We start from the raw sequence: 26,187 nt of genomic DNA on the forward strand, positions 1-26,187 counted from the left end.
TAAGGTAATCAATACTGATACAAAAATTTTAGGAGGAAATCAGAATGGAAGAAATTATATACTTGTTAAGACAAATGCTAAACAAATTTGATGGGATTGAAATGGAACTTAATTCTATAGGTATTGAGTTAAGTCACATTAATAATGAAATAGCTTCACTTAAAGGTAATGGACTTTACAACTCTGTGTCAGATGTTGCTGACAAGTTAGATGAAGTAACTGATAAACTTAATGACATTTCGGGTGTTGGTTTATACAATTCAATATCAGATATAAACGACAAACTGGATTCTATTAAATTTGAAATAGAAATAAAATAAAAGAGCCGCTAAGTAGTTAGGGGGATAGAAAAATGGCTCTACTTCAAGAGGAATTAAAAATTAAAAAGATTTATGAATTACTTGAAATGAAATTAGCTTTACCATCATATCAACGTCCGTATAGTTGGAGTGTGAAATCTACCAATAACCTTTTTCTTGATACTTATCGTGCATACCAAGAAGGTATACAAGAATATAGAATTGGCTCAGTAATTTTACATAAAGAAAATGAAAAATACAATATTGTCGATGGCCAACAACGACTGACAACTCTTTCAATTCTTCTATACTGTTTAGGTGAAGAGAATCAGGGGTTATTACGAGAAAAATATAATCAACTATCTAATGATGTAATAGTGACCAATTTTGAAATCCTTTATAAGCGGATAAACGAACTTTCGGCAGATGAGCGAAGTAAGTACAAAGAATATATACTTGAACATTGTAGTGCAGTTCAAATTGTCACAGACAGCGAGCAAGAGGCCTTTCAATTCTTTGATTCACAAAATTCACGTGGCAAAGAGTTAGATCCACATGATTTATTAAAGTCATATCATTTACGCGAGATGGATGATGAAGAGGAACATCAAAAAACAAGGATTATCAACCAATGGGAAAATTTGAACCAGGATGATTTAAATGACTTATTTAAAATATATCTTTATCCATTGACTCAATGGTATAAAGGAAAGAATGGTCTGGGCTATTCGACTATTAAAATCGATGTGTTCAAAGGGATTAAAACCACAAATGTATTTAATTATGCGATTTATCATAAAGCAAGTAACCTTTTCGTAGAACAATTTAATGCAAATGGAAGTAGTGAACTCCTTGCATATAGAGCATTAAATCAATTTCTATTAACACAACCACTTATGGCAGGAAAGCGATTTTTTAATTACACTCTCCATTATATTAATCTGCTTGAGCAAGTACAAAAATTAATACATAAAGTTCACACGAATGAACAAATTCCAAGTAGACGTACTGGGGATATTTATATCAAACAATTATATGAATGTGCGTTATTGTTTTTTGCTGACCGCTTTGGTATTGAAAACTTATCGAAAGTTGTGATGCAGCAACTATATACTTGGTGTTATTCTTTGCGTCTGATTATGGATGCTGTCTATCCACAGACAATTAATAAGTATGCACGAGGAGAACATGAACGTGTAAACTATGGATTACGTTTGTTTTCGGAAATTAGTGAAATGAGCAATGGAGAAGAATTAAAACTTATTGTTTTGGAGCAACCCAAAATTGAGAATAAAAATAAAGAGAAGTACAAAGCTGTGTATGATTTACTTTGCAAATGGAATAGGTGGTAGGAGATGGATAAAAATTTAAAAATCATACCGGCATCGAGTATTTTTACTAATATTCGTTATGTAGTTCCGATTTATCAACGTAACTATGCTTGGGGAGTAATGGAAATTGAACAACTTATAGAAGATATTGATAGTTCAATTAAAGACTATAATAAAAACTATTTTCTTGGAAATCTAATTGTTAATCAAACTGATAATAATGTTTATGAAGTAATAGATGGACAACAAAGATTGACGACATTATTTCTATTAGAAAATTATCTTGGCATGAATTTTGCGAAGGATGCGTTGAGATTTGAGGCGCGTGAAAAATCAAACCGCACTCTTTACATGTTAACTAAAGACAACAATCGTGAATTAATGGAGGAATTAGTCTCTGTAGAAATCTTAAAAGGGTATCAAATTATTGATACTTATTTCAAAACGAATAATATAGACAAAAATGAATTAATTAAAAAACTAGAAAAGGTTTTTCTTGTACGTGTGCAGGTTCCACAAGGTATAGATTTAAATCATTATTTTGAAATCATGAATACTCGTGGTGAGCAACTTGAACTTCATGAAATAGCAAAAGCAAAGTTTTTAGAAGTATTGGATACAGATCACGATAAAAAAACTGCAGCATTGATTTGGGAGAAATGCTCTAACATGGACTCATATATCCAAATGAATTTTGATCCTAAGATTAGGAAGTCCCTTTTTACAAATGATTGGACTAGTATCAAAGATAATATTGTAGATTTTGATTCAATTAGTGAATGTATTCCGAAAGATGATGAAGACAGAAATTCAGCCCCTTTAATTGAAATTCTAAAAAATAAGAAACTCATTAATAATGGAGTAAGTAAGGATGAAGTTGAGAATGAACGTTTTGAATCAATTATTTCATTCCCCAATTTTTTACTACAGATAAACGCTGTAATTAATAAGTTAGAAGAGGAAGATTCAACACTTGATGATAAACATTTCTTAAATAATTTATCATGGGCTTGGAATGATGCTGGTGGAGCAAAAAACTTTTTATATCATATGCTGAAATGCCGAGTATTGTTTGATAAATATATTTTGAAGCGTGAATATGCTAGAGATTATAAAGAAATTGGAAAATGGTCGCTACAACGTTTGGAGAAATATAGTGATGCGAAAGGTGATAAACCTAAATATGTAGGTACTTTCGGTGATGACAATAGTCAGAATAATAAACAAATAAGAACATTGCAATCCTGCTTGCGTATAACCTACACATCACCTAAGACGATGCATTGGATTTCAATAGTTTTAACAGGGGTATTAGAAAATGAGTTATGTAACATCATTGAAATCCTTGAAGATTACTGTAAAACAAAAGTGATTGAATCGAAGTTTGAGGATGCTAGTGGATTTGGCTTTGAAAGAATCGTATTTACTTACCTTGATTATCTTTTATATAAAAAAGGGTATTCTTATTCAGGTAAGGAAGTTATTCCCCCAATGCGTGATGACTGGCAATTTCAATTTAGAAACTCCGTTGAACACTTCCAACCCCAAAATCCAGTTGAAGGTTTAGGTTGGGAATCGGATGACCTTGATGGTTTTGGTAACCTTTCATTAATTACTGTATCAGGAAACTCAAAGTTTTCTAATTTGCCACCAGAAGGAAAAATCAGCTCTTACCCAAGTATTATCGAGCAAAGTTTGAAACTAAAGATTATGAAAGAATTAGTCAACCTCGATAATGGAAAATGGACAGAAGAAAAAGCATGCAAACATAAAGAAGAAATGTTTAGAATATTGAACGATTAGAATATTTGCTCAGTAGAAGTGTCTGTCATAACCCGAATCTTAAAACAAAGACATGAGGATAATTTATACTTGATATGTCCTTAAGGAAACTAAGAGTAAAAAGACTGGAGGAAGAAAAAATGTATCTTACATCGAGAGACGAAGAAATAATAGATATCATATTAAATGATCAGCACGTGAGCATTCAAGCGGCAGCTTATACAGCCTATGTGCAATTAACGCCAAACAATAAAAAGCCTGTTTCGCAAAGAGAATTCCATCAGATCTTCAAAGATAACTGGCAAGCATTCTACTCTTTGGAAATCGAAGAATCTAAACGTAATGATTAAAGAAGGTTGCTATTACCACGATAAAGTAAGAATAAATTTAATATACATGGTGGCACAATTTCAATAATACGCGAAGGCTGGGAACAGATAGTTTTTGCAATGTATAGTGAAGATTATTATGAGGAGCTATCCACTTATACGTGGATATTGGTGTAGGTCTTCACCGATATATGTGGCTAAGTGGTATGGTGATATTTGATTATTTGATGATTGAAAATTGAAGTGTATTTTATATTCCCTCGGACTAATGGTTCGGGGGATTTTTTGACCCCCGGGGGTCTTACTTTTACGCGGAAATAAGGGATATTTGATTGAATGATGAGCAGTTGTCAGCTACTAATTTATGTGACACCATAATGTTTGTGATAAAGAATAGATTCGCCTAAATGCTTCACATGAGGACCGCCGCACAGCTGGAGTAAAACCCTTGGAACCACCTAAATGGAGGTGGTTTCAAGGGCTTTTCTGTTTTAGAAACTGTTGGATTTGATTTTGATGTGTGCGGTTTTATGTTTGAAGCCATCTGTGGAGACAGAATGACTTAGTTAAAAAGAGGGGTTTACAAAAATGGTTTTGCAATTTGGCGATAGGAGAACTCTTTTGTTGAGGAGTGAAATAATTAGTTTGTAGAATAGTTTCCGACGAATTCCCTTGAGTCGAAAATGAAATATAAAAATATTACATTTAATCGTTGACAAGACAAATACGAGCTGTTTTAATATGTAATATAGAAATATTTCAAAAGATGTTATCTACAATTTGGAGGTGATTTATTTGGAGAAAAAAGGATTGAAGGAGTTCGTAACATTTGTTCCAGGTATAAATCCAACAAGGGCGCAAAAACAGTTTGGGACCCAAGTAATAAATTATTATGATCAGTCGTCTTTTGAAGCTGATTATAATCATGAGGACATAGTAATTGAAGAAGAGTCAAAATCTATATCTCAAAATAACCTATCGTTAAATGAAGGTGATGTTGTTATCAGTAACTCATTACAGCTTGCGACAATTGTCAGTAAAAATAATGTTGGTAAAGTGTTGTCCCTCAACTTTACAAAAATACAGTTTGATGGCGAACAACTTGATAAAAAATATTTTCTTTACTTGTTTAATTATTACAAAGAAGTGAAGCGACAAAAAGAAAGGGAGTTACAAGGGAGTGGCCCTGCTCTAAGAATTCCACTTCGCGCCCTGGGGGAAATTGTCGTTCCTGTTGTTCCTCTTAAGGAACAGAAGAAAATAGGCGCTATATACGCAGAAACATTGAAGTTGCAAAGTAACTTAAAAAAGTATGCGGACTTGATTGAACAGTTTACGGGCTCAATAATAGAAGAAAGCTTAAAGGGGAAATAAACAAATGAAAAGTCAATCGGAAATAGCATTTGAAAATGAAGTTGTCGATTATTTGACCAAAATCGGTGGAGTAAAACAATGGGAGTACAAAAAGGACATCAAAACAACCGAACAACTTTGGGATAACTTTAAAACGATCTTAGAACAAAACAATCGCGCTCGATTGGATGAACCATTGTCTGTCACTGAATTTAACCAGGTGAAGAAAATCATCACGAGTATTGAATCACCTTACCAGGCTGGACAATTTTTGTATGGTGTGAACGGAGTTTCTGAAATTGAAGTTGACCTTGACAATGGTAGGCATGTGTTTTTGACCGTATTCGACCAAGCCCAAGTAGGCGGCGGGAACACAGTTTATCAAGTAGTAAATCAAATTAAACGGCCAAAAGTAGTGGATGGTAAGCCGAATCGTAGGTTTGATGTGACGTTGCTTATTAATGGTTTGCCGATTATTCAAATCGAATTAAAGAAAGCACTTCACAGTGCTACGGAATCCTTAAACCAGATGGAACAGTATATTGCTGAAAAACAATTCAGCGGTATCTTTTCAACCTTGCAGATTTTAATCGCGATGACGCAGTTTGATATTCGTTACATGGCAAATACCCCACTCCAAAGCTTTAACCGAGCTTTTGCTTTCAACTGGCAAAACGAAGATGATGCTCGCCCTATTCGTTCATGGAAGACGTTTGCGGATAAAGTGTTGAGCATTCCAATGGCTCATGATCTAGCAACACGCTACATGGTGCTTGATGGTACAAAAAACAAAGAAAGTCTTAAAGTAATGCGTCCTTATCAAGTCTATGCCACAAAGGGCGTGCTTGATAAAGTTAGAAAATTTGACTTCAAATATGATGATGGTAAATTAGGATACATTTGGCATACAACAGGCTCAGGTAAAACAATCACAAGTTTTAAGACAGCTTGGCTTGCAAGTCGCCTATCTAATGTAGACAAAGTTGTCTTCTTGGTTGACCGAATAGCGCTTACCAACCAAACAGCTGATGCCTATAAAGCCTATGATCCAGTTGCGGGTTTTGAAGGGAAAACTGGTGTGGTGGGTGACACAGCCAATATCTCAGAACTTCATCGCAAACTAACGAAGAAAAGCGATAAGAACATCATTGTGACAAGTATCCAAAAGATGTCGCGTTATGTAGCGCGGGAAAGTTTCAAGTCACTTAATGAAAATATTCTTTTTATTGTTGATGAAGCCCATCGTTCAACTGGTGACGGTACTGAAAATGAAGGTATGCTCGTAACAATCCGTAAAGCTATTCCTAATTCTGCATGGGTTGGTTATACCGGTACACCCAAATTCCCTGAAACACGAGATATCTTTGGTGAACTACTACATGCATATACCATTAAAGAAGCTATTGCGGATAAAAACGTCTTAGGGTTCAACGTTGAATTCAAGGAAACGATCGAGGCTCCCGAAAATCCCACCGAAGATGATATCGATGATAATGTTCGTGGTAGTGTTTACGACTATAGTCCAGAACATGTGAACTTAGTAGTGAAGGACATATTCGATAACTGGAAGAAACGTTCAAATGATAGCAAGTATAATGCCTTGTTTACAGTCCACGTTGGTGGTAACAGAGCAAGTACACCAAGAGCGATGGAATACTTCGATAAGTTTGCGGAAGAGAATGCGAATCGTCCAGCAGATCAACGCTTAAAAGTTGCGGTGAGTTTCTCGGCAGATACATCCAATAGTATTCATCAACTTAAAACGAACGAAAACTTGCACCGAGCAATCAAAGCTTATAACGCAATGTTTGGCACAGCTTTTGATATGACGACAGTTAAAGCATACACAGAAGACTTAGCACGGAGGCTTAACAAGACAGCTGATGATGGTAACTACTTAGATTTGGTAATCGTTGTTGATCAACTTTTGACCGGTTTTGATGCTCCTGAGATGAATACGCTCTATATTGATCGAACACTTAAGGGTGGAAACTTAATTCAGGCATACTCACGTACAAACAGAATGCATAACCTTGTCGATAAGCCTTGGGGAAATGTCGTGAATTATCGTTGGCCGGAGCAAAACGAGTATGAAATGAATAAGGCTTTTGCTATCTATTCAAATCGTGCATCTGCTGACGAACAGCTTTCACTAGAGGAATTGAAGAAAGGTAACGAAGAGTCAGGTATCACTTCCAAACCATTTAGCAAGGTACAAGCCGAGATGCAAGAAGTTATCAAGAAACTTTCAACGCTTACAGATGATTTTGTGCAATTACCACCAAGTGAAAAAGCACAAGATGAAGTCTTTGAGAATTTGAAAGAGTATAATCGCTTGCTTAGTCAGTTGAAACAATATACCGAAGACGATGACAAAAATCCTATTTCCGCCTATGATAATCCTGAAGAGTTCTATGAACGTCTAGGTATTACCGAAGAGCAGGAAGTCATTTTAACAACTGTAATCGCCGGTGAGTTGAAAGAGCGACGTGCGAAGCGAGAAGACATTGATATTTCGCAAGTCAATCTCTCTATGGTTCATATTCACGATGTTACCATCAACTATGATTATTTGATCGATTTGATTGCCCGGATGGCTGACGAAGTTCACGCGAACGAAATGTCGAAAGCAGAAAATACACGTGATGAAATTGATCTTGAAATCGCCAAGTCTGACAATGAAAAAGAAAAATCTAAGATGCGTAACTTTGTATCTAAGATTTTTTCGAAGGAGTTTAAATTTGATAGTTATCCAGCACCTCGAAGTGTTGAAAAAATGAACCAGGCAATGGATAAAGCACAAAAGGAAACGAATATCCAACTTGTAACGAACTTCATCCGTACTTGGGGACTTGATAACAGCACAAAGCCTAAGGAACTTGGAAACTTGATTAAGAAACACCGATTAGGTCAAGAGGATATGGATAAACAAGGCGAGTTAACGGCAATTATGAATGACGCAAGAGAGGATTATAAAGAAATTGCAGATGAAGAGATTGCAAAATTAACTTGGGTACGATATCGCATTGAATTCCGTAAAGCATTTTACGAAATGGCTGACGAAATTAAGAAGGGGGAATAGTCAAGTGGTTATGCAGACTAGAAAAAGGAGAACGGAAATGAGCGATAAAATTACAAAATCACCTCAATTCAGATTTGCAGGATTTATAAATGATTGGGAACAGCGTAAGTTGGATTCAATTGTAGATAGGGTAAAATCATATTCTTTATCCCGTGACGTCGAGACGATTGAAGATACCGGATACAAGTATATTCATTATGGTGACATTCATACAAAGGTTGCAAATGTAATAGATGAGTCTAGCAATTTGCCGAATATTAAAGCAGGAAATTACGAATTACTGGAAAAGGGAGATTTAGTAGTAGCTGATGCTTCGGAAGATTATCAAGGAATAGCCACACCTGCAGTAATCACTGTAGATTCTCCATACAAGATAGTTTCGGGACTCCATACAATAGCTTTGAGACCAAAACAACTGGATTCTATGTTTCTTTACTATTTGATTAATTCACCAACTTTTAGGAAGTATGGTTACAAGACAGGTACTGGAATGAAGGTATTTGGAATTAGCGCTACGAATCTTCTGAAATTTGAAGGCTGGTTCCCGGTATTAGAGGAACAAACCAAAATCGGTAACTTTTTCAAACAACTAGACGAAACTATCAGCCTTCTTCAGCGTAAGTTGGAACTGCTGAAGGATACGAAAGAGAGTCTACTTCATAAAATGTTTCCTAAAGATGGGGCCGATGTTCCTGAAATTCGCTTTGCAGGATTTACTGATGCTTGGGAACAGCAGAAGTTATCTGAGGTTATGTCAGATTTCATAGTTCCTATGCGAGATAAACCAAAAGAATTCTCAGGAGATATACCTTGGACTCGAATTGAAGACATTGAAGGAAAGTATTTGAATGGCTCATTATCAGGACAGTATGTGTCAGAAGAAACGATTAAGAAAATGAATTTGAAGATAATTCCTAAAGGTTCGTTAATAGTTTCAGCAAGTGCTACATTTGGCGTGGTTGCAGTTGTAACTCAGGATTTAATCACTAATCAAACTTTTATTGGCTTAGTACCAGGGATAGACTTTGATTTGGATTTTCTTTATACATTTTTTCATTCTCCAACTGTTCAAAGGAAAATGAAACTAGAGTCTGCTGGATCAACAATATTTTATATTTCAAGACAAACATTTGAGGATATGAAATTTCCATTTCCAGAATATGCAGAACAAAAGAAAGTAGGTCAGTTTTTTAATAACCTCGACCACCTTATTACCCTTCATCAGGATGAGTTGAAATCGCTTGAAAATTTGAAGAAATTACTTCTTCAACAAATGTTTGTATATGAAAAGGAGATTACACAATGAGCAATGCAAGAGATATTACATCAAAGCTATGGGGAATGGCTAACAAACTACGTGGAACAATGGATGCAAGTGAGTACAAGAACTATATATTACCCTTTATGTTCTATCGCTATTTATCAGAAAATCAAGACGAATACTTAAAAGTCAATGATTTGGAAGAGTTCTACGAAGTGACGGATGACACTGAAAAAGAAGATTACCTTGAAGAAATCAGTAAAGGTATTGGATATGCGATTGACCCAGCCTACACCTGGGATCAAATCGTATCAAAAATTGAAAATCATAAAATCAAAGCAAGTGACTTCCAAGACATGTTTGACTCATTTAATACAAATGCCAAACGTAATGCGATCGCAGAAGCTGACTTTGCTAATGTATTCTCAGATGTTAACCTTGGGGACACACGCCTTGGCTCAAGTACAAATGAACGTGCAAAGGCTTTAAATGATATTGTGTTGATGATTAACGAGTTCACTTTCAAAGACGATTCAGGGCATGACATTTTGGGTGACGTTTACGAATATTTGATTGGGCAATTTGCTGCCAATGCTGGTAAAAAAGGTGGAGAGTTCTATACACCGCATGAAGTTAGTCAAGTTTTGGCGAAAATTGTCACAATTGACGCGGCTGGTACTGGCGATCAATTCCGTGTATATGACCCTACAATGGGATCAGGTTCACTTCTTTTAACAGTTCAAAATGAATTGCCAAATGGTGATGAAGAGGGAAGCGTTGAGTTTTACGGTCAAGAGTTGAATACGACGACTTATAACTTGGCTCGCATGAACTTGATGATGCATGGGGTGAATTATCGCAATATGGAGTTGAAACGCGCTAACACACTTGATGCGGACTGGCCGTTTGCTGAAAAAGACGGCACTCAAATTCCATTGAAGTTCGACGCGGTCGTATCAAACCCCCCATATTCTCAGAATTGGGATACGAAAGACGTTAATCGAGAAAAAGATTCACGTTTCAAGGGTTATGGTGTAGCACCTGCATCTAAGGCAGATTATGCCTTTGTTCTTCATGGACTGTACCATTTAGATAAAGCCGGAACAATGGCTATCGTGTTACCGCATGGGGTACTCTTTCGCGGTGCATCTGAAGGTAAAATCCGTAAAAATATCATCGACAACAATCTGTTAGATGCTGTAATTGGGTTACCAGCTAACTTGTTCTATGGCACAAGCATCCCAACATGTGTGCTGGTGTTCAAAGGTCGTGAAGCTCGGGAAAGTAAAGATATTTTGTTTATCGATGCTTCAAATGAGTTTGTAAGAGGAAAGAACCAAAACAAACTCTCTCCCGAAAACATTAACAAAATTATCGAAACTTATCGGAATCGTAAAGACGTTGAGAAATATGCTCATGTGGCATCTTTGGATGAAATCAAAGAAAATGATTACAATTTGAACATTCCACGTTATGTCGACACGTTTGAAGCAGAGGAAGTTATTCCACTATCACAAGTTGCTCAAGAGTTGAAAGAAGTTAAAGCGGATATTGGGAATTCATATGATAATTTGTTTAGGCTTTTGAATGAGTTGAAGGGGACAACTGATGAAGCCAAAGAAGAACTGAGTAAATTTATTTGTCTTTTAGGTAAATAATAGTGTTAGAAAAGAGCTAAGGAGGATTTAAACCTTGGCTCTTTTCGTGTATCCCGAGAAAGGGAAGAAAGGCTACAGTAATGCGTACATAAAAGACAAAGCCATTAGATGATACGTTTGATCGAGCCGGTCAAACCATTGAATTTGTAGGAGACCATTTTGTGAACCAAATTGAAAGAGGGGGGCGAATTGCCTTCCTCTTTTCATGTGAAAGATATATCGAAAATTGTAAAATAATAACTATACATATGATATATTAAGATTAGGACTATAGAATTAAGAACAGCATTGGAAAGTATGGTGGGCAAGAATATGGGGCATTTAGAAAAACAACTATGGCAGTTTTCTCCGATTCCCAATATAGAGGAATCCAACTTCAATAAGATCTTAGAGCGATTCTTTAACTTACGTATCTCAGGATTGGTACGTGAAAATACACAAAATGCATTAGATGGACGACTACTTGGTAGTGAAAAACCAGTCGTTTTAACAATTAAGACTGGTACAGTAAAAACCAATGATATACCAGGAATAAATGAAATCATTGAGCGAATTTCCTGTCTAAAAGGTAGGAACAGTTACACGAAAGAAGCCATTGAACATATGCAAAAGAAGATGCACCAGGATGAAGTATCGTATATTTCGTTTGAGGATGCTAATACTCGCGGACTTACAGGAGCAAAGAATGGCCAAAGCTTTTCTAAAGAAGATACTTGGGCGATTTATGCCTACAATAAGGGAGTACATTTTGAGGAAGAGGATGAGGCAGTTGAAACTTCACGTGGGGGTTCCCATGGCGTTGGAAAGATAGCTTCAAATGCTGCATCTGATCTTAACTTAATGTACTTTGCCAACTGTGATGCGGAAGGAAATCAACATCTTGGTGGGACAGTACAGCTTATTGAGCATACATATAAGGAACAGAGCTACCGCTCTTCTGGTTACTTTACAGATATTAAGAGAATTAGTGAGAATAAAACAAAATTCTATCCGTTTGAAAATACATTCCATGAAGTTTTTGAAAAGAAGACTCGTGGATTAAAAATAATCATTCCGTTTTTGCGTGAAGAATATAACAATGAAAGAGAAATCATTAAGAGCGTCTGTGATAGCTTTTTCATTTCAATACTTCAACAAAAGCTTGAGGTCGTTGTAAATGATAAGAGAATTACTCATGACACTATAAGAGGCTATGTTTCCAGTTCCGAGTACTATACACAAGAAATTTCTGAAATGAAGGATGAATTTACTCCTTTATATGTTAGTACTTATTTAGACCAAGATCCAAGAAAGATTGCTATTTCAGATGGAGTAAGGGATTACGAGTTTAATTTATACTTCCGTTACGACGAAGCTATTCCAAAGGGAAGAGTCGCAATTATTCGTACCATTGGAATGAAAATCGAAGACAAAAAGATTAAAGGAAATGTAAATAAACCATTTAATGCGGTTTTGATCGGTGGGGCTGCAGAGGATGCTTATCTGAAATCATTAGAGAACGAATCACATACCGAACTTTCTTTTGATCATATAAAAGACCCTCTATTACAAAAACGTGCTAAAAAGTTTATTAATAACTTGTCTCGTAAAATTGCGGAAATTATTGAAGAAGCGATTAAGAAAAACAATCCTACTGATGGATTAATGAATACAAAAGATATTTTATACGTAGTAGAGAATGAGTTTAAACAAGAGTTATCTGATGCAATGTCAACAGTCCTTACCAATAAAGGAAAATCAATTGTGAAAGCACCTACGCCTATTCCGAAAAAGAAGAACGACTCTAAGGGCGAAAAGAAAAAGAATCAAAATAAGCCTGAAGCTAAACCGAAGAAACCAGTTAAGCGGGTTAAGCCTGAACCTCAAGGAAATGAAATAAATGATCAAACAACTACTAAGTATGTTGCAAATCCTGATATTGTTGAGCGCCTGATAATCGGAAATAAAGAAGTTGTTCGATTTAACTTTAAGGAAAGTAAAGAGATTAGCAACGAGCCAATTTGTAATATCTCCTTATCTATTATCGATGGAATGGGTGTAGAATACTCAAACGAATTTAGATTTGAGGACAACTACAGCAGAGTAATCGATAGAACTACAGGTAACGTACGAGCTGTTCAGAATAACATAATAAAAGAGATCGCAATCTCTGATGGAGTAGCTCAACTGGAATTAGAGCTTAAGAACAATTTCAACAAAGCGTTGAAATATGTTTATTACGTAGAGGTGTAACATGATATATAAAAAGGATGCTAATTTCCCTTATCCCATTTTAACGAACACATCTACAAGTTATGAAGATAGTTATTTTCTCTTGGATGTGCAATTACAGGAAAATACACATGACTATCTATTTGTAATTGAGTATGTCATTGAATCAGATTTTTTGAAGAGACTTCTCGATAATGGAAAAGCTCAATTGATCTTAGTCATTCAGTCGAAAGACAATAAATTCTATGAACTGAGTCCCAATCAATCTGTAATCTCTATTCCTAAATCACGAATATCGGTTAGTAAAAGAACGACAATTCAGTTGCAACTAAAATCTAAGGCTGAGATTAACTTTAGATTTAATGAAGACTTAAGCGATTTTTATCAACAGTTCAAAGATGAAATTGTAGTTCCGAAAAACTCAATTTTAGGTTTTTCAAATGTTGTCATATTTGAAGGAAGTAGCACAAAGCCGGTGGATTTGTTTGAGAAGAAAATCGATCCATCATTAGCAAGTGATGTAAAGATAGAGCTGGGTAATGAGACAATTATTATTCACTATAAAGATGAAAAACTTCAATTCAACGAATTACAAATGAGTAACACGTTGAATAATCCCTATATTTACATGGGTCTTCAAAAAGCACTTCAACGTTTTATCTATAATAACGGAGAAGATGGAGAAGTTGACTTAGAACAAATAGAAGCGCCAATAGATCAATTGGACTTTAAACTATATAATCTCATGAGGAAAAAAATGATTTCCGAATTAACAATTGATAGCGTTGATGAAGTGATTTATTCTATATCCAATCGAATTCTTGAAAAATATGCAGCTGCTGTAAGGGGGTTAGGACAAGATGGAAATTAAACTACTCAAAAGCGGCTATAAAAATAACGAACAATTTTATCAAGACTTTTTAGAAGATCAAATTAGATTAAAAGAGGAGTATTTTTCGGGTGAGACTGTCTATATAAGTGAAGCACCTAATTTCCCAATTTATATTGCACATGGTAATGAGATAGAGAAAAAGGAATTATTCTTAAAAGCGTTTAATGTCCTATCTCAGTCTTATCTAAACACAGATCGTGATATCCATTTTGATGAAACATTTTGGCATTCACTCTTAGCTGTTTATAAAAGGGATTACTTGTTAGAGATGTATCCGCAGATTAAAGAGGGGATCAACCATTTTAATAATATCGTTGTAAAACCGTTTGATTGGGAAAATTATATTTATAAATGTGTACTCGGTGCTCAATACGTAACTGATATGGTTCCTGAAGGAGCACATCAACATTATTTTGAGTTGATAGTAGACAACTTAGATATGTATAACTACATCATTAAATATGAAATTTTCCGTAATGACAGGTTCCTAATAAATATCTTAGATATTATTGAAGAACTTGATCTTTCAAAAGTAATGAAGGCTAAAATAGCTGATCGTGATGACCTTGGTAAAGATGAACGTGTTGGACGACGTGTCATTTTTGAATTCAATAAAAGCTATCCGGTGATTCTTTCTCCTATGATGGATAAAGAAGACCTTAAAGAGCAATTTCTAAAGTTTTTAGGATATTATTATGATCTATCTATTTCAAATCTAAAAGAACCAGTTAAAATATGATTCTTAGGTGCATCTCTTTTGTGAGATGTACCTTTATTATTTTTGAAGAGAAAATAGGGAACAGTAAACTTTCTAATAAGGTGAATATTGTCATTGGGTAATATGGTAATATCTATTTAAAAGAAATAAAGGATTGGTTGCATTGTTACATCGAAAAACAATTAAAATCTTTCTTATAGACGGTGATCCTAATGGAAGGATGGCATGTGAGTTATCCAACTGGACTGGAAAAGCGTACAGAATTCCAAGGATAGCAATAAAAGATTCCGTAGATCGTCCTGAGTTAAATGGAACCGGTGTTTATTTCTTGTTTGGCGAGGACGAGGAGAGTATTCCAGCTGTTTATATTGGTGAAGCAGAGTCTATATTGAGTAGACTTAATCAGCACGTAAAGGAAAAGGATTTTTGGAATGAAGTAATTGTTTTTATTAGTAAAGACGATTATTTGAATAAGGCACATGTAAAGTACTTAGAGAATAAATTCTATCTTATGGCTAAACAAGCTAATAGATATCATGTGTTAAATGGAAATATACCTCCTGCACCAAGTCTTTCTGAATCAGACCAGGCAGAAATGGAAGAGTATATTTTTCATTCAAAAATACTAATGAGCACATTAGGGCATAAAGTTTTTGAAGAAGCATATCAACCTAAAGAAAATAAAGACCCGATAGAAAAGCTGTTTCGTTTACAAAGTAATAGAGGGGCGGAAGGAACTGGTTCGCCTTCTTCGGATGGATTTGTAGTATTAGCAGGATCTGAATGTGCAATATCTACAGTGGAAAGTTTTTCAGGGGGGTACTCTAAGCTTAGAGAAAAGCTTATAAACCAAGAGGTTATTAAAAATATTAACAATAAGCTTACTTTTGTACAAGATTATGTATTTAGTAGTCCGTCTGCAGCAGCAGCTATTTTGTTGGGCAGGAAAGCTAACGGACTTACGGAATGGCGGTTAAAAGATGGACGAACATTAAAGGAAATTGAAAGTGAATAAGGGGTCTAACCCTATACACTATGAAGTGAAAACTTTATTCTATGCGGAGGTGGAAAATGAGTGACGTTCAAAAGTCTACGTTAGTTAACAAAAGTTTTTTAATTAGGGATTTAAAGTTAAGGCAAGTTTCGAACACAACGATTTTTAGAAGAGGCGATTGCTTTGTCTTATCGCCATCTGTTCAAAATCAGCATAATTGGTTCGACATACGAGAAGTGAATATCAATAAGTTTAATCCAGAAGTACATAATGGCTATTTGTTAATTCGTTTTAAAGAGCGTTTTCTTTTTGGGAAGCTCGATACATTTCAACGGGAAATGCTGCGAGATGATTTAATAGTAAATAGTAGTGTTTTAACTCCTCACTGGAAGTTCAACATCATAGAATCCCCATACACCCACGTAGTGAATCAACGAAATAAGCTTAAGAAATATAAGATGAAAGATGCCACCAAAGAACAACTCATTCGATTCTTCAATAAGATGTAAGGAGATGATCAAAGTGCTATCTATGGAGCAAAAGAGAAAAGTGTTTAACTCCTATCCATTTGCTGAGTATCCTACACGACACGGGGATAGTTTAAGTTATAGATACAAAAGAAAGTCTGTAGTAATTGATTTAAGTCCTTCAGGACGTGCGTACGTTTGGGGAAGGGATATCGCTACATACAACAAAAAGTATAAAGTGGATCCAAGAGGTTGGATCAATGTGAAGGAATTCAGTGAAGAGGATTTGCGTGAGCTTTTAGATGAAGTACTTTCCTATCGAAACAAGCTGCCAGTAAAAGTTTAGGAGAAATATGTGAAACCTTTTACAGAAAGAAACGTATTAAAGGCAACGAAAAGTGAAGGAACCGCTTCACGATATTAAAAGGTGGGAACTGAAATTGGTTAGTAATATTCTAAAATGGGTCGCTGGCGGGTTGGAAGGGTTCTTGGGTATTCCGATTTTAGGGGGTACGATCATTGTCTCTCTATTATGGGCCCCGTTATTCATCATGCTTGCCCTTCATATTGTCGGGTTGGTATTTGCGAGTAGTGAAGGTACAGACAAAACTGGACATATCCTTGGGATTGTTACGTCGGTCGTTGGGTTTATTCCGTTTGTTGGGATGATCATGCATATTGTAACGGCTGTGTTCTTGTTGATGGAAGCGGCGAAGAATAAGTAAGCAATTTAAAGACACTAACCGATCCGGTTAGTGTCTCAGACTGTAGACAAACTCGACGAAAGTCGGGTTTGCCTACAGTCTATTTTTTTATAAAATTATAGATATACCAATGCTTGAGGTGATAATCATGCTGACTAAGAATAATTCAATCCAACGGGATCAAATCGAAATGATCGCTCTTGACCAACTTGTACCAGCGAACCATCTGGTTCGCAAGATTGAGGCGGCGATTGATTTTTCATTTATTTATCCGCTTGTGGAAGACATGTATTCTGAAGTTGGTCGCCCAAGTATTGACCCGGTCGTATTGATTAAAATGACATTCATCCAATATTTATTCGGTATCCGATCGATGCGTAAAACCATCGAGGAAATCGAAACGAATATGGCCTATCGTTGGTTCCTGGGCTTTGGTTTCTATGACAAGGTCCCCCACTTTTCTACTTTCGGGAAGAATTATGAAAGACGTTTCAAAGATAGTGACCTTTTTGAAGAAATCTTTTACAAGATCTTAAAGGAAGCCGCCACTAAATTGTTGATCAGTGCGGAGCACGTATTCGTTGATTCCACTCATGTTAAGGCAAGCGCGAATAAAAGGAAGTTTGCCAAGAAGGTTGTACGTAAGGAAACGCGTGCTTATCAGGAAAGACTGAATGAAGAGATCAACCAGGACCGTGAGGACCATGGGAAAAAGCCTTTTCCTCCAGACAAGTTCGATAAGGAGGAGTACAAAGAAATCAAGGAAAGCACAACGGATCCAGAGAGCGGTTACTATGTGAAGGATGAACGTACAAAACAGTTCGCTTATTCTAACCATGCCGCAGCTGATCGGAACGGTTTTGTCCTTGGTGCTATCGTAACTCCCGGTAATATTCATGACAGTCATATCCTTGAGCCTTTGGTGGAGAAAGTGATCGAGAAAGTTGGAAAGCCTGAAGCCGTTGCCGCTGATGCTGGCTATAAGACTCCAGCGATTGCACACTACCTATTAGAAAATGATATCCAGCCTGTATTGCCTTACACTCGCCCTCACACAAAAGAGGGATTCATGAGAAAGCACGAGTATGTCTATGACGAGTACTATGATTGCTATATCTGCCCGGACGGGCAGTTGTTGGAGTATGTCACCACGACGAAGGAAGGTTACCGTCAGTATAAATCCAATCCGGCAATCTGTAAGGACTGTTCATTACTTTCGCAGTGTACATTGAGCCAGAATCACCAGAAAGTGATCCAGAGGCACGTGTGGCAAGATGCTTTAGAAGAAGCGGACCATCTTCGACATCAAGATGATATCAAGGCAATCTACGCTAAACGAAAAGAAACCATTGAGCGGGTATTTGCCGACGGAAAAGAAAAGCATGGTATGCGATGGACAACCCTAAGGGGCCTTAAAAAATTGTCCATGCAGGCGATGCTTACTTTTGCTGCCATGAATCTGAAAAAGATGGCCAGCTGGACATGGCAAGGTCCGGAAATGGCCTAAGCAGATGCCTCGTCGAGGCATCTATATCCTTAAAAACCTCTTAAAAACCCAAAAGGCACTTGAATGTCTCCATTCAAAGTGCCTTTTGTCTACAATCTGAGACACTAACCGATCCGGTTAGTGTCTGTTCTTATTCTATAGGTTGTTCAGTCCGATTCCGTGAAAGTTCGGGTAGGAGTTGTACAATTTTGGTGTCCAATGAAAAGAGAGAGCTGCCGTTTAATGTGAGATGGGCAGCACTGACGAATAAGGCGATATTGAATTCATATCCCCCTATAAATCCTTCCGGCAGTTTGACAAAGAGGATGGCACCGACCATAACTGAAGCAATGAGTATGGAAAATAGTCGTGTGCCGATTCCTAAAATCAGTGCGATTCCTCCGACCAGTTCGATGAATGTGACCATGTATCCCGTGAAACTTGGAAGCCCCATGGCAGGAAATCCTGCTGCGAAATTTCCGACTCCCCCTTGGATCTTATCGAACCCATGCATGAAAAAAGTTAAGCCTAAAAAGAGCCGTAATAGCAGTGTCCCGACTTCTTGTGTATTCTTCATCTGTTCTCTCCTCCTTACTAATGCGAGGCTTTCCAAAAGGACTTGTATTTAATCGGAATGAGTTTGCGTATGTTGGAGTAAGTACATAACGGAAGGTTGCTGTCGTGAAGAAAATTTTACTGCTTTTATTCCTGGTCCTATTAGTGGCGCTCTCGATTTGGTTGGAAAAGCCCGACAAAATCGAGGTATATGAATTCGATGACCGTATAATGGTGAACGAGGAATCGTTAAAGACCTATACAGACCCACGGATTATCCAAGATTTTGTGGAATCATTTAAAGAGGCAGAAGAGATTAAAGATGGAGTAGACCTCGTCCCTCCGAATTATTTGGTGAGAATAAAGGATGACTTCTATTCCCTTTGGATCAATGAGAGTGGGGGAATGATTATGAATTATAACGACACCCATACATACTTCTCACTATCCAAAAACGGCGCAAGGAAGATTTATAATCAGTTGGTTTTGCATAGTGATGAGTAGACATTGAAAGCTAATCAGTTTTACATAAGTACGAAACGTATAAATAAAATGAGATGTTGAAAATACCGGCTTTCCGTTATGGAATACTGGTATTTTTAAATTTCAAAAGGAATACAGGAAACAAATATAGAAGAAATAGAAGTGAGGGGGGTGACACATGAGAGGGGTTATCGAAACAATTACAAGATTCTTCTTCGTGGTTTTCGGTTTAATCGTTATTACCGCAGTCGCTAGCGTATTTTTGGAAGGGTTCAAGTTGGACTTTGGACAGTTTGTTGACAACTTTGCGTTGATTGTAAAATCACTGTTCTTCCCGGAAAACTTGACGGTTACTACTGGAGAGCGTTTATTAATTACAGGAGAAGTTCAAGGGACCGAGTATTCCATCTTCCCAAGTTTCTGGAATTATTACAACTACTCACTGATCATTTTCATTACTGCGTTACTGATTTCGGTGTTGATTGGCATCCTACTTACTTATATCACCGTCTTGTTGCCCGAACGTATCCGGAATGTTATTACGAAAATGGCATCGTTGTTTGAATCGTTGCCTGATTTATTCATCATCATGGTGATTCAATTTGTGGTGATCTTCTATTACAAACAGACGAATATCCTGTTGTTCCCGGTTGCAGGTACAGGAACAAATCGGGCGTATGTCCTTCCGATCATCGCCTTGGCATTGATTCCGACATTTATGATTTTCAAGGTCATCCTATATTTGACGAATGACGAGATGGAGAAGCAATACGTCACACTGGCGAAAAGCAAAGGCTTTAACCGAACAATTATTTTCTTTCGCCACATTCTACGGAACATGATTCCAAGTATCTTCACTCACAGTAAATCCGTAGTGCTCTACTTACTGTCTTCACTTGTAATCTTCGAACTGATTTTCAATATCTACGGCATCATTACCTACATCAAGAATTACCCGGAGCCCAATGTCATTGCGTTCAGTTTAATCATGTTCTATCTACCCATTTTCGTTCTCTATGCAATCATCACAGCGATCATCGAAAAAACTACTGGGCAACGATTGGAGTGGTGAGTAGTCATGAGAGTTAAGGCGCTTTTCAAAAACCGATTGTTCCTTATAGGGTTTTCTATCATTGGCACATTCTTATTCATCAGTCTTTTCTATTGGGCTTTCTTTGGCGATGATATTCCAAGATTAGATTATTTTTTAGAAGACGAGAATGGAAAGTTGCTGCGTCCACCTTATAGTGGTTCGATCTATCCGCCTCTCGGGACGGATGAATTCGGGCGGAATATCTTCATCGTGATGATTGTGGGTTTCAAATATACGTTGTTAGCGGCACTCATTATCACTTTTCTACGTGTGGTACCTTCCGTCTTTTTCGGACTGGCCATTCACTATATATTTGGCAGGTTTGAACGTCCCATTAAATCATTGGCGGATTCCATTAACTATTTTCCGACTACTCTATTAGCTTATCTGCTGTTATTCTATATGTCATTTGCTGGAATCTATATGGAGGATCCGGCTGTTCCCGGGTTCTGGGGCAGAGTAGCGGTCTTCATCGTTATACTCTCGCTGATTTTTATTCCTGCCAATTCAGTACTTATAGCCAATGAAGTAAAGAAAATTGACAATATGGAGTTCATCGAGGTATCCCGCACATTAGGGGCAGACACAGCTCGTATTATTTTACAGCACATCCGTCCATTTTTGGTTCCTCAACTTTATATCATTTTTATTCGTGAATTTATCCAAACATTGCTTCTTATGTCCCACTTAGGGGTATTGGGGATTTTTATCGGAGGAAGCATTGTTAGAGAGAACTTGTTCTACAGAGAGGTTCTCACTTCGCGGAGTGACGAATGGACAGGTCTGATTGGGCTTTGGTGGCAATACTTATGGACGACCTATCCGTGGATTTCTGTTATTCCCATTGTTGCCTTTACGGTCCTGATCCTGTCTGCGAAGTGCATGCTCGAAGGAACGAAGGAAGTCTACTCCGCAGAGACTGCAACCGTTCAGGTGGCTGAAAAACAACAAGTCATCATCGACCCAGCCATTCCACCATTCCAATTGTTAAGCACAGCGAAAAAGCGGCAGATTACTAAATCGTAACTGCCGTTTTTTAATTTACAATTTATTAAAAAATGTAATTGGGTTTTAATGACATTGTGAAAATTGCTGTAAATAAAAACCTTAAAAGAGGGAATAAGAAGAGGAGGAACATTTTAAATATGAATTTGGAAGGAGAATGAAAATGGCAAACGTAAAATTAGCTGTAGTATTCTATAGTATGGGCGGCACGAATCTTCAATTGGCAAAGTGGGCAGAAGAAGGCGCAAAAGAAGCAGGTGCTGAAGTAAAAGTATTGAAAGTACAAGAATTAGCACCTGAATCCGTCATCCAAGGGAATGAAGTTTGGAAATCGACTGTCGAAAAGATGAAAGATATTCCAGTAGCCACATCCGATGACCTTGAATGGGCTGACGCCATCATCTTCAGTACTCCAACACGTTTTGGAAACATGGCTTCCCAAATGAAGCAATTCCTTGATCTCCAAGGCGGTCTATGGGCAAGCGGCAAAACGGTCAATAAAGTAGTAAGCGCGATGACGTCGGCACAAAACCCTCACGGAGGACAAGAAGCGACGATTTTATCTTTATACACAAGTATGATGCACTGGGGTGCAATTATCGTACCTCCAGGCTACACAGATCCGGTCTTATTCGGTGCTGGCGGTAACCCATATGGTACTAGTGTCTCCGTGGATCAGGACGGAAACATGGTCGAGGATGTCCAAGGAGCAGTCAAGCACCAAGCGAAACGTACGGTGACGGTTGCTGAATGGGTAAAGAAGGCTAATCAATAATAAATAGAAATAAGGCTGCTAAACGCTCGATTCTTAGGGCGTTTGGCAGCCTATTTTTTTGGAATTTTACTACATACACGAGTCGCATAAAAGGAATTAATCCGCCCTTGTGGTTAGTAGCCCAGGCGGATTAATTCTGTCGTTGGATGTTGACCGCTCTTAAAGCGACGCTGTTTTGTTGCAGGCCGTCGGTGTTAACGCACCAGACGGTCCTTTTACTTTAGCTGATCTTACTGACATTATACAATCGGCTTATTTTGTTCTCAATAAATTTGGCGCTGGTTTCTAATCCTAATTTTCCAACAGATGCGGTGATGTGTTGGATAAACAACAATTCCGGCGAACTATTGGTACTGGCGATTTTGAGTGTGTACTAAACTACAGATAGACAGTACTACAAAGGAGGAAATGGTATGACGAACAATAACAATATGATTTGCGATTTGGAAACAGGCGTGTGCGGTGTCGCCGGTGATGAGGAAATGGAGTTTGTTGACTTCAACCAACCGAAGAAAACAATCGATTTATATTATGTGACGGATCCGATTTGCTCTCATTGCTGGGCATTGGAACCTGTTTTCCGACGTTTTAAAGAGGAATACTGCCATTATTTCAATTTCCACACTGTCATGGGTGGGTTGCTTGAAAAATGGGGTGGCGGACCGGTTGATCCGGGAAACGGAATCTTTGGACCGGCAGACGTAGCAGGACATTGGAGAGAGGTTGGGGAGTATTCCGGGATGCCGATTGATGGGTCACTTATGATCGACAATCCAGTTCAGTCCTCGTTCCCTCCGTCCCGTGTGTATAAAGTGATTCAAAAACATCATGGCGATGAAAAAGCGAATGAATATTTGCGTCGTGCACGGGAAGCCTTGTTTGCGTTCAATGAAAATATTGGTGAAGACTCCGTTATGGTCGAACTTGTTAATCATATAGGTCTTGATGGAGAAACGATTGTGAAGGAAGCGGCAGATGAAGTTGGACATACGTTATTGAAAGAAGACTTCGGACTTGCTGCCAAACTTGGAGCTCGAGGATTCCCGACGATTATCATGGTCAATAAAGAAAACAAGGGCGTAAAAGTGGTCGGCAGTCGTCCTTTGCAGTTTTACGTTTCGGCTCTTACTCAAATCTTAGAAGAAGATGTAAAACCGAAAACGCAAACTTCTCTGTCGGATTTACTTGAAAAAGAACAACTGTTATTCGCAAAAGAAATTGAAGTCATGTACGATGTAGAACCATCTGAACTTCAAGATTTTATTGGAAAGAACTTACCTTCAAACAAATACGAAGAAAAAGAAATACTTGGTGAGAAATATTACATCCAAAAATAATAGAATCAACCCTGAGAATAAAATTTCTCAGGGTTTTTGCAGCTTAGATGGAGTTATTGATTCCCTTCGAAATATAAGGGAAGACTAATTTAATGTACTCTTCGGGACTGAATTCTTTACTGTGCCTTCTCCATTCCACAGAAGCTCCGTACATTCCCCAACTCAGCATGGCGGCCATTGTTTTCTGACCTAATTCATCTTCAGTTGGGCGTTCTTTACGTAATAATCTATAAAAGATCACTTCAAGCTGATCCTTGATAATACGAGCGATCGTCTCCTCGTATCCCCGATGGCAACGGGTGGACAATGACTTTTGGAAATCCGTGATGGCATTGAATATGCCGACAAACGTCTTTTCATTAAAACCGTTATTCTCGTAAGAATCGCAGTTTAGATTGATTGATAATACTTCTGATAAGGCCTTCTCCAGCAGGTCGTAGATGTCTTGGAAATGATAATAGAAAGTAGCGCGATTGACCATCGCTTCTTCTGTTAGATCCTTGACCGTAATATCTTTGAATTCTTTTCTACCGGAAAGTTCGATGAATGAATCCATGATCAATTTACGCGTCCGAATGACCCGCAGGTCTGTTTTGTTTTGTGTCATGATCCACCTCCCGATTGGTGTAGGAATCTTAATTATAATTGAAAGTTCGGAAAATCATAAGGGGAGTGTCTTAAATCACAGCGGGGCGTTCGTTTATAAGCTGAGTTGATGAGTAATTCTGAATGAGTGGGGAATAAATGAATAGGAGCCTACAGGCATTAAGTTTTAAGGAGGTTATCAAATTGACAGAACCAATTACGGTACATGCCATCATCAATGGTAAAGAGGCACCGACGGACAAGCAGTTTGCGCGGGAGAATCCGACGCATCCGGAAGAGGTTGTCGGGTATGCACCGATTAATACGAAGGAAGAGGCAATTCAGGCGATCGATGCTGCGCATGAGGCGTTCAAGGAGTGGCGGTTAAGTGACTTGGAGGACCGCATCCAGCGAATGGAGCGGGCGATTCAAAAGATTAAGGATGAGACTCCTGAGATTGCGAAGCTGTTGTCCCGTGAGCACGGTAAGGCGTTGTGGGATGCAGAGGGTGAGATTGCGATTTCCCTCATGTGGATGGAGTTTGCATGCAAAACAGTAAAAGAGGTCGTGACGGAGGAGTTGCGCGAGCATGATAACGGCCGGACGATTATCACGAAGGATCCGTTGGGTGTTGTGTCAGCTATCACGCCGTGGAACTACCCAATCTCGTTATCGACCATTAAGATTGCACCAGCGTTGCTGACGGGGAACACGATGGTGTTGAAGCCGAGCCCGTTTGCACCGCTTGCCGTAAGTAAAGTCGTCCAACTCATTGCGAATGAGTTTCCTCCTGGTGTGCTGAACTTGATCCACGGGGAAGCGGATGTCGGCGTGGAGCTTACGTCCAATGAGAAAGTCGCGAAGATTGCCTTCACAGGCGGAACGAAGACGGCGAAGAGCATCATGAAGGCTGCATCTGAAACGATTAAGAAAATGACCTTAGAGCTCGGTGGGAACGACGCAGCCATCGTGTTGCCAAGCTTCGACCTGACGGATACGAAGGCCATCCGCCGAATGGTCATCTCGAACTTCCTGACGTCCGGACAAATCTGTATGATCGCCAAGCGGATTTACGTCCACTCATCAATTTATGACGAGTTTGTCGAGAAGTATAAGGAAGCGGCAAATAAATGGATCCGTGTTGGTGATCCATTCAATCCAGAAACAACTGTCGGACCTGTCAACAACAAAGGACAAGTCAATTATGTAAAAGGCCTGATTGATGGAGCTAAGAGTAAAGGAGCAGAGGTCATCCCGCTCGGGAAGGTGCTCAACCCGGAGTTGATGGAAAACGGCTATTTCCTACAGCCGACATTGGTGTTGGGAGCAGACCCGCATGATCCGATCGTAGTCGAGGAACAATTCGGACCAACTGTGCCGATCATTCCGTTCGACGACGAGGAGCAAGTGATCGAGCTTCATAACGAAAGCATCTACGGCCTGACAAGTTCAGTCTGGGGCGAAGAAGAGCATGCACTCAGCGTAGCTCGTAGGATTGAAGCAGGTACAACGATGATCAATACCGCTGCCGTGCAGGGTCTCGATGTCCGATTCCCGTTCGGTGGTGTGAAGCAGTCCGGCGTCGGACGCGAATATGGGAAAGAAGGACTCCAGTCGTATACAGAGACCCATGTTATTAATATTCCGAAGACGTTGGACCTTCCGTATATTCCGGAATAAAATAAACCTTCTGCCAGGTTTTCTGGCAGAGGGTTTTTTGCATGCTTAATTTAATGATTGTCTAATAACGGGATAGGGGTTTATGGTAAAATAATGGAATCACTACA

General features: G+C 38.2%; 24 protein-coding genes. 22 read left to right on the top strand and 2 right to left on the bottom strand.

Annotation, left to right across the window (positions count from 1 at the left end; translation table 11 throughout):
- Nucleotides 1-44 precede the first annotated feature (44 nt).
- The 16 genes from ACFOZY_RS01020 (at nt 45) to ACFOZY_RS01095 (ending at nt 18,588) form a co-directional block, all read left to right on the top strand.
- Nucleotides 45-320, top strand: coding sequence for a hypothetical protein (locus tag ACFOZY_RS01020; protein WP_378151308.1), 276 nt, complete (start codon nt 45-47; stop codon nt 318-320).
- A 32-nt stretch (nt 321-352) separates the two neighbouring features.
- On the top strand, nt 353-1,651 hold the full coding sequence (locus ACFOZY_RS01025; protein ID WP_378151310.1) for a DUF262 domain-containing protein: 1,299 nt from the start codon (nt 353-355) through the stop codon (nt 1,649-1,651).
- Between the two features lie 3 nt (nt 1,652-1,654).
- Nucleotides 1,655-3,433: a DUF262 domain-containing protein gene (locus ACFOZY_RS01030; RefSeq protein WP_378151312.1), complete on the top strand. Its 1,779-nt coding sequence runs from the start codon at nt 1,655-1,657 to the stop codon at nt 3,431-3,433.
- Between the two features lie 119 nt (nt 3,434-3,552).
- Entirely contained in the window at nt 3,553-3,762 is a 210-nt protein-coding gene (locus tag ACFOZY_RS01035; protein ID WP_378151314.1) for a hypothetical protein, read from the top strand.
- A 774-nt stretch (nt 3,763-4,536) separates the two neighbouring features.
- Nucleotides 4,537-5,115, top strand: coding sequence for a restriction endonuclease subunit S (locus ACFOZY_RS01040; RefSeq protein WP_378151316.1), 579 nt, complete (start codon nt 4,537-4,539; stop codon nt 5,113-5,115).
- A gap of 4 nt (nt 5,116-5,119) precedes the next feature.
- The gene (locus tag ACFOZY_RS01045; RefSeq protein WP_378151318.1) at nt 5,120-8,176 is read left to right on the top strand and encodes a type I restriction endonuclease subunit R; all 3,057 of its coding nucleotides are present in this window, start codon (nt 5,120-5,122) and stop codon (nt 8,174-8,176) included.
- 37 nt (nt 8,177-8,213) lie between these two features.
- Nucleotides 8,214-9,482, top strand: coding sequence for a restriction endonuclease subunit S (locus ACFOZY_RS01050; RefSeq protein WP_378151321.1), 1,269 nt, complete (start codon nt 8,214-8,216; stop codon nt 9,480-9,482).
- Entirely contained in the window at nt 9,479-11,095 is a 1,617-nt protein-coding gene (locus ACFOZY_RS01055) for a type I restriction-modification system subunit M (protein WP_378151323.1), read from the top strand. Before ACFOZY_RS01050 ends, ACFOZY_RS01055 begins: the two co-directional genes overlap by 4 nt.
- A 312-nt stretch (nt 11,096-11,407) precedes the next feature.
- Nucleotides 11,408-13,327: a hypothetical protein gene (locus ACFOZY_RS01060; protein ID WP_378151325.1), complete on the top strand. Its 1,920-nt coding sequence runs from the start codon at nt 11,408-11,410 to the stop codon at nt 13,325-13,327.
- Between the two features lies 1 nt (nt 13,328).
- Complete coding sequence (locus ACFOZY_RS01065; RefSeq protein ID WP_378151327.1) at nt 13,329-14,177, top strand: hypothetical protein; 849 nt, start codon at nt 13,329-13,331, stop codon at nt 14,175-14,177.
- On the top strand, nt 14,167-14,937 hold the full coding sequence (locus ACFOZY_RS01070) for a hypothetical protein (protein WP_378151329.1): 771 nt from the start codon (nt 14,167-14,169) through the stop codon (nt 14,935-14,937). Before ACFOZY_RS01065 ends, ACFOZY_RS01070 begins: the two co-directional genes overlap by 11 nt.
- Nucleotides 14,938-15,079: 142 nt before the next feature.
- Entirely contained in the window at nt 15,080-15,931 is an 852-nt protein-coding gene (locus ACFOZY_RS01075) for a GIY-YIG nuclease family protein (protein ID WP_378151331.1), read from the top strand.
- A gap of 56 nt (nt 15,932-15,987) precedes the next feature.
- A complete protein-coding gene (locus tag ACFOZY_RS01080) occupies nt 15,988-16,419 on the top strand; it encodes a hypothetical protein (RefSeq protein ID WP_378151333.1) in 432 nt (143 codons plus the stop codon).
- Nucleotides 16,420-16,423: 4 nt separating this feature from the next.
- Nucleotides 16,424-16,723 carry a hypothetical protein gene (locus tag ACFOZY_RS01085; protein WP_378151335.1) on the top strand — a complete coding sequence of 100 codons (300 nt, stop codon included), beginning with the start codon at nt 16,424-16,426 and terminating at the stop codon, nt 16,721-16,723.
- Between the two features lie 94 nt (nt 16,724-16,817).
- On the top strand, nt 16,818-17,102 hold the full coding sequence (locus ACFOZY_RS01090) for a hypothetical protein (protein WP_378151337.1): 285 nt from the start codon (nt 16,818-16,820) through the stop codon (nt 17,100-17,102).
- 127 nt (nt 17,103-17,229) lie between these two features.
- Entirely contained in the window at nt 17,230-18,588 is a 1,359-nt protein-coding gene (locus ACFOZY_RS01095) for an IS1182 family transposase (protein ID WP_378151339.1), read from the top strand.
- Nucleotides 18,589-18,718: 130 nt separating this feature from the next.
- Here ACFOZY_RS01095 and ACFOZY_RS01100 read toward each other — a convergent pair whose 3' ends face one another.
- The gene (locus ACFOZY_RS01100; protein ID WP_378151341.1) at nt 18,719-19,144 is read right to left on the bottom strand and encodes a DoxX family protein; all 426 of its coding nucleotides are present in this window, start codon (nt 19,142-19,144) and stop codon (nt 18,719-18,721) included.
- Nucleotides 19,145-19,248: 104 nt separating this feature from the next.
- Between ACFOZY_RS01100 and ACFOZY_RS01105 the strand changes: the two genes are divergently transcribed.
- The 5 genes from ACFOZY_RS01105 to ACFOZY_RS01125 all read left to right on the top strand — a co-directional run bounded on the left by ACFOZY_RS01105 (nt 19,249) and on the right by ACFOZY_RS01125 (nt 23,815).
- The gene (locus tag ACFOZY_RS01105; RefSeq protein ID WP_378151344.1) at nt 19,249-19,626 is read left to right on the top strand and encodes a YhfM domain-containing protein; all 378 of its coding nucleotides are present in this window, start codon (nt 19,249-19,251) and stop codon (nt 19,624-19,626) included.
- Between the two features lie 157 nt (nt 19,627-19,783).
- On the top strand, nt 19,784-20,677 hold the full coding sequence (locus ACFOZY_RS01110; RefSeq protein ID WP_378151346.1) for an ABC transporter permease subunit: 894 nt from the start codon (nt 19,784-19,786) through the stop codon (nt 20,675-20,677).
- A gap of 6 nt (nt 20,678-20,683) precedes the next feature.
- Complete coding sequence (locus tag ACFOZY_RS01115; protein ID WP_378151348.1) at nt 20,684-21,724, top strand: ABC transporter permease; 1,041 nt, start codon at nt 20,684-20,686, stop codon at nt 21,722-21,724.
- Nucleotides 21,725-21,866: 142 nt separating this feature from the next.
- Nucleotides 21,867-22,478 (top strand): NAD(P)H:quinone oxidoreductase type IV, encoded by a 612-nt coding sequence (gene wrbA / locus ACFOZY_RS01120; RefSeq protein ID WP_378151350.1) that lies wholly within the window; start codon nt 21,867-21,869, stop codon nt 22,476-22,478.
- 413 nt (nt 22,479-22,891) lie between these two features.
- Nucleotides 22,892-23,815, top strand: coding sequence for a DsbA family oxidoreductase (locus ACFOZY_RS01125; protein WP_378151352.1), 924 nt, complete (start codon nt 22,892-22,894; stop codon nt 23,813-23,815).
- 43 nt (nt 23,816-23,858) lie between these two features.
- On the opposite strand, the gene ACFOZY_RS01130 is transcribed toward ACFOZY_RS01125, so the two are convergent.
- Nucleotides 23,859-24,422 (bottom strand): TetR/AcrR family transcriptional regulator, encoded by a 564-nt coding sequence (locus tag ACFOZY_RS01130; protein WP_378151354.1) that lies wholly within the window; start codon nt 24,420-24,422, stop codon nt 23,859-23,861.
- A gap of 182 nt (nt 24,423-24,604) precedes the next feature.
- Here ACFOZY_RS01130 and ACFOZY_RS01135 point away from each other — a divergent pair, with 182 nt between their 5' ends.
- Entirely contained in the window at nt 24,605-26,080 is a 1,476-nt protein-coding gene (locus tag ACFOZY_RS01135) for an aldehyde dehydrogenase family protein (RefSeq protein WP_378151356.1), read from the top strand.
- The last annotated feature ends 107 nt before the right edge of the window (nt 26,081-26,187 follow it).

This window comes from Chungangia koreensis (assembly GCF_042651785.1).
Lineage (GTDB): Bacteria > Bacillota > Bacilli > Bacillales_A > Planococcaceae > Chungangia > Chungangia koreensis.

Bases quoted from the DNA above. Each gene is read 5' to 3' on its own strand.
- ACFOZY_RS01050 (WP_378151321.1), top strand. From the start codon at position 8,214: ATGAGCGATAAAATTACAAAATCACCTCAATTCAGATTTGCAGGATTT.
- ACFOZY_RS01025 (WP_378151310.1), top strand. From the start codon at position 353: ATGGCTCTACTTCAAGAGGAATTAAAAATTAAAAAGATTTATGAATTA.
- ACFOZY_RS01045 (WP_378151318.1), top strand. From the start codon at position 5,120: ATGAAAAGTCAATCGGAAATAGCATTTGAAAATGAAGTTGTCGATTAT.
- ACFOZY_RS01060 (WP_378151325.1), top strand. From the start codon at position 11,408: ATGGGGCATTTAGAAAAACAACTATGGCAGTTTTCTCCGATTCCCAAT.
- wrbA (WP_378151350.1), top strand. From the start codon at position 21,867: ATGGCAAACGTAAAATTAGCTGTAGTATTCTATAGTATGGGCGGCACG.
- ACFOZY_RS01055 (WP_378151323.1), top strand. From the start codon at position 9,479: ATGAGCAATGCAAGAGATATTACATCAAAGCTATGGGGAATGGCTAAC.
- ACFOZY_RS01100 (WP_378151341.1), bottom strand. From the start codon at position 19,144: ATGAAGAATACACAAGAAGTCGGGACACTGCTATTACGGCTCTTTTTA.
- ACFOZY_RS01065 (WP_378151327.1), top strand. From the start codon at position 13,329: ATGATATATAAAAAGGATGCTAATTTCCCTTATCCCATTTTAACGAAC.
- ACFOZY_RS01085 (WP_378151335.1), top strand. From the start codon at position 16,424: ATGATCAAAGTGCTATCTATGGAGCAAAAGAGAAAAGTGTTTAACTCC.
- ACFOZY_RS01030 (WP_378151312.1), top strand. From the start codon at position 1,655: ATGGATAAAAATTTAAAAATCATACCGGCATCGAGTATTTTTACTAAT.
- ACFOZY_RS01125 (WP_378151352.1), top strand. From the start codon at position 22,892: ATGACGAACAATAACAATATGATTTGCGATTTGGAAACAGGCGTGTGC.
- ACFOZY_RS01130 (WP_378151354.1), bottom strand. From the start codon at position 24,422: ATGACACAAAACAAAACAGACCTGCGGGTCATTCGGACGCGTAAATTG.
- ACFOZY_RS01070 (WP_378151329.1), top strand. From the start codon at position 14,167: ATGGAAATTAAACTACTCAAAAGCGGCTATAAAAATAACGAACAATTT.
- ACFOZY_RS01035 (WP_378151314.1), top strand. From the start codon at position 3,553: ATGTATCTTACATCGAGAGACGAAGAAATAATAGATATCATATTAAAT.
- ACFOZY_RS01080 (WP_378151333.1), top strand. From the start codon at position 15,988: ATGAGTGACGTTCAAAAGTCTACGTTAGTTAACAAAAGTTTTTTAATT.
- ACFOZY_RS01110 (WP_378151346.1), top strand. From the start codon at position 19,784: ATGAGAGGGGTTATCGAAACAATTACAAGATTCTTCTTCGTGGTTTTC.
- ACFOZY_RS01115 (WP_378151348.1), top strand. From the start codon at position 20,684: ATGAGAGTTAAGGCGCTTTTCAAAAACCGATTGTTCCTTATAGGGTTT.
- ACFOZY_RS01020 (WP_378151308.1), top strand. From the start codon at position 45: ATGGAAGAAATTATATACTTGTTAAGACAAATGCTAAACAAATTTGAT.
- ACFOZY_RS01095 (WP_378151339.1), top strand. From the start codon at position 17,230: ATGCTGACTAAGAATAATTCAATCCAACGGGATCAAATCGAAATGATC.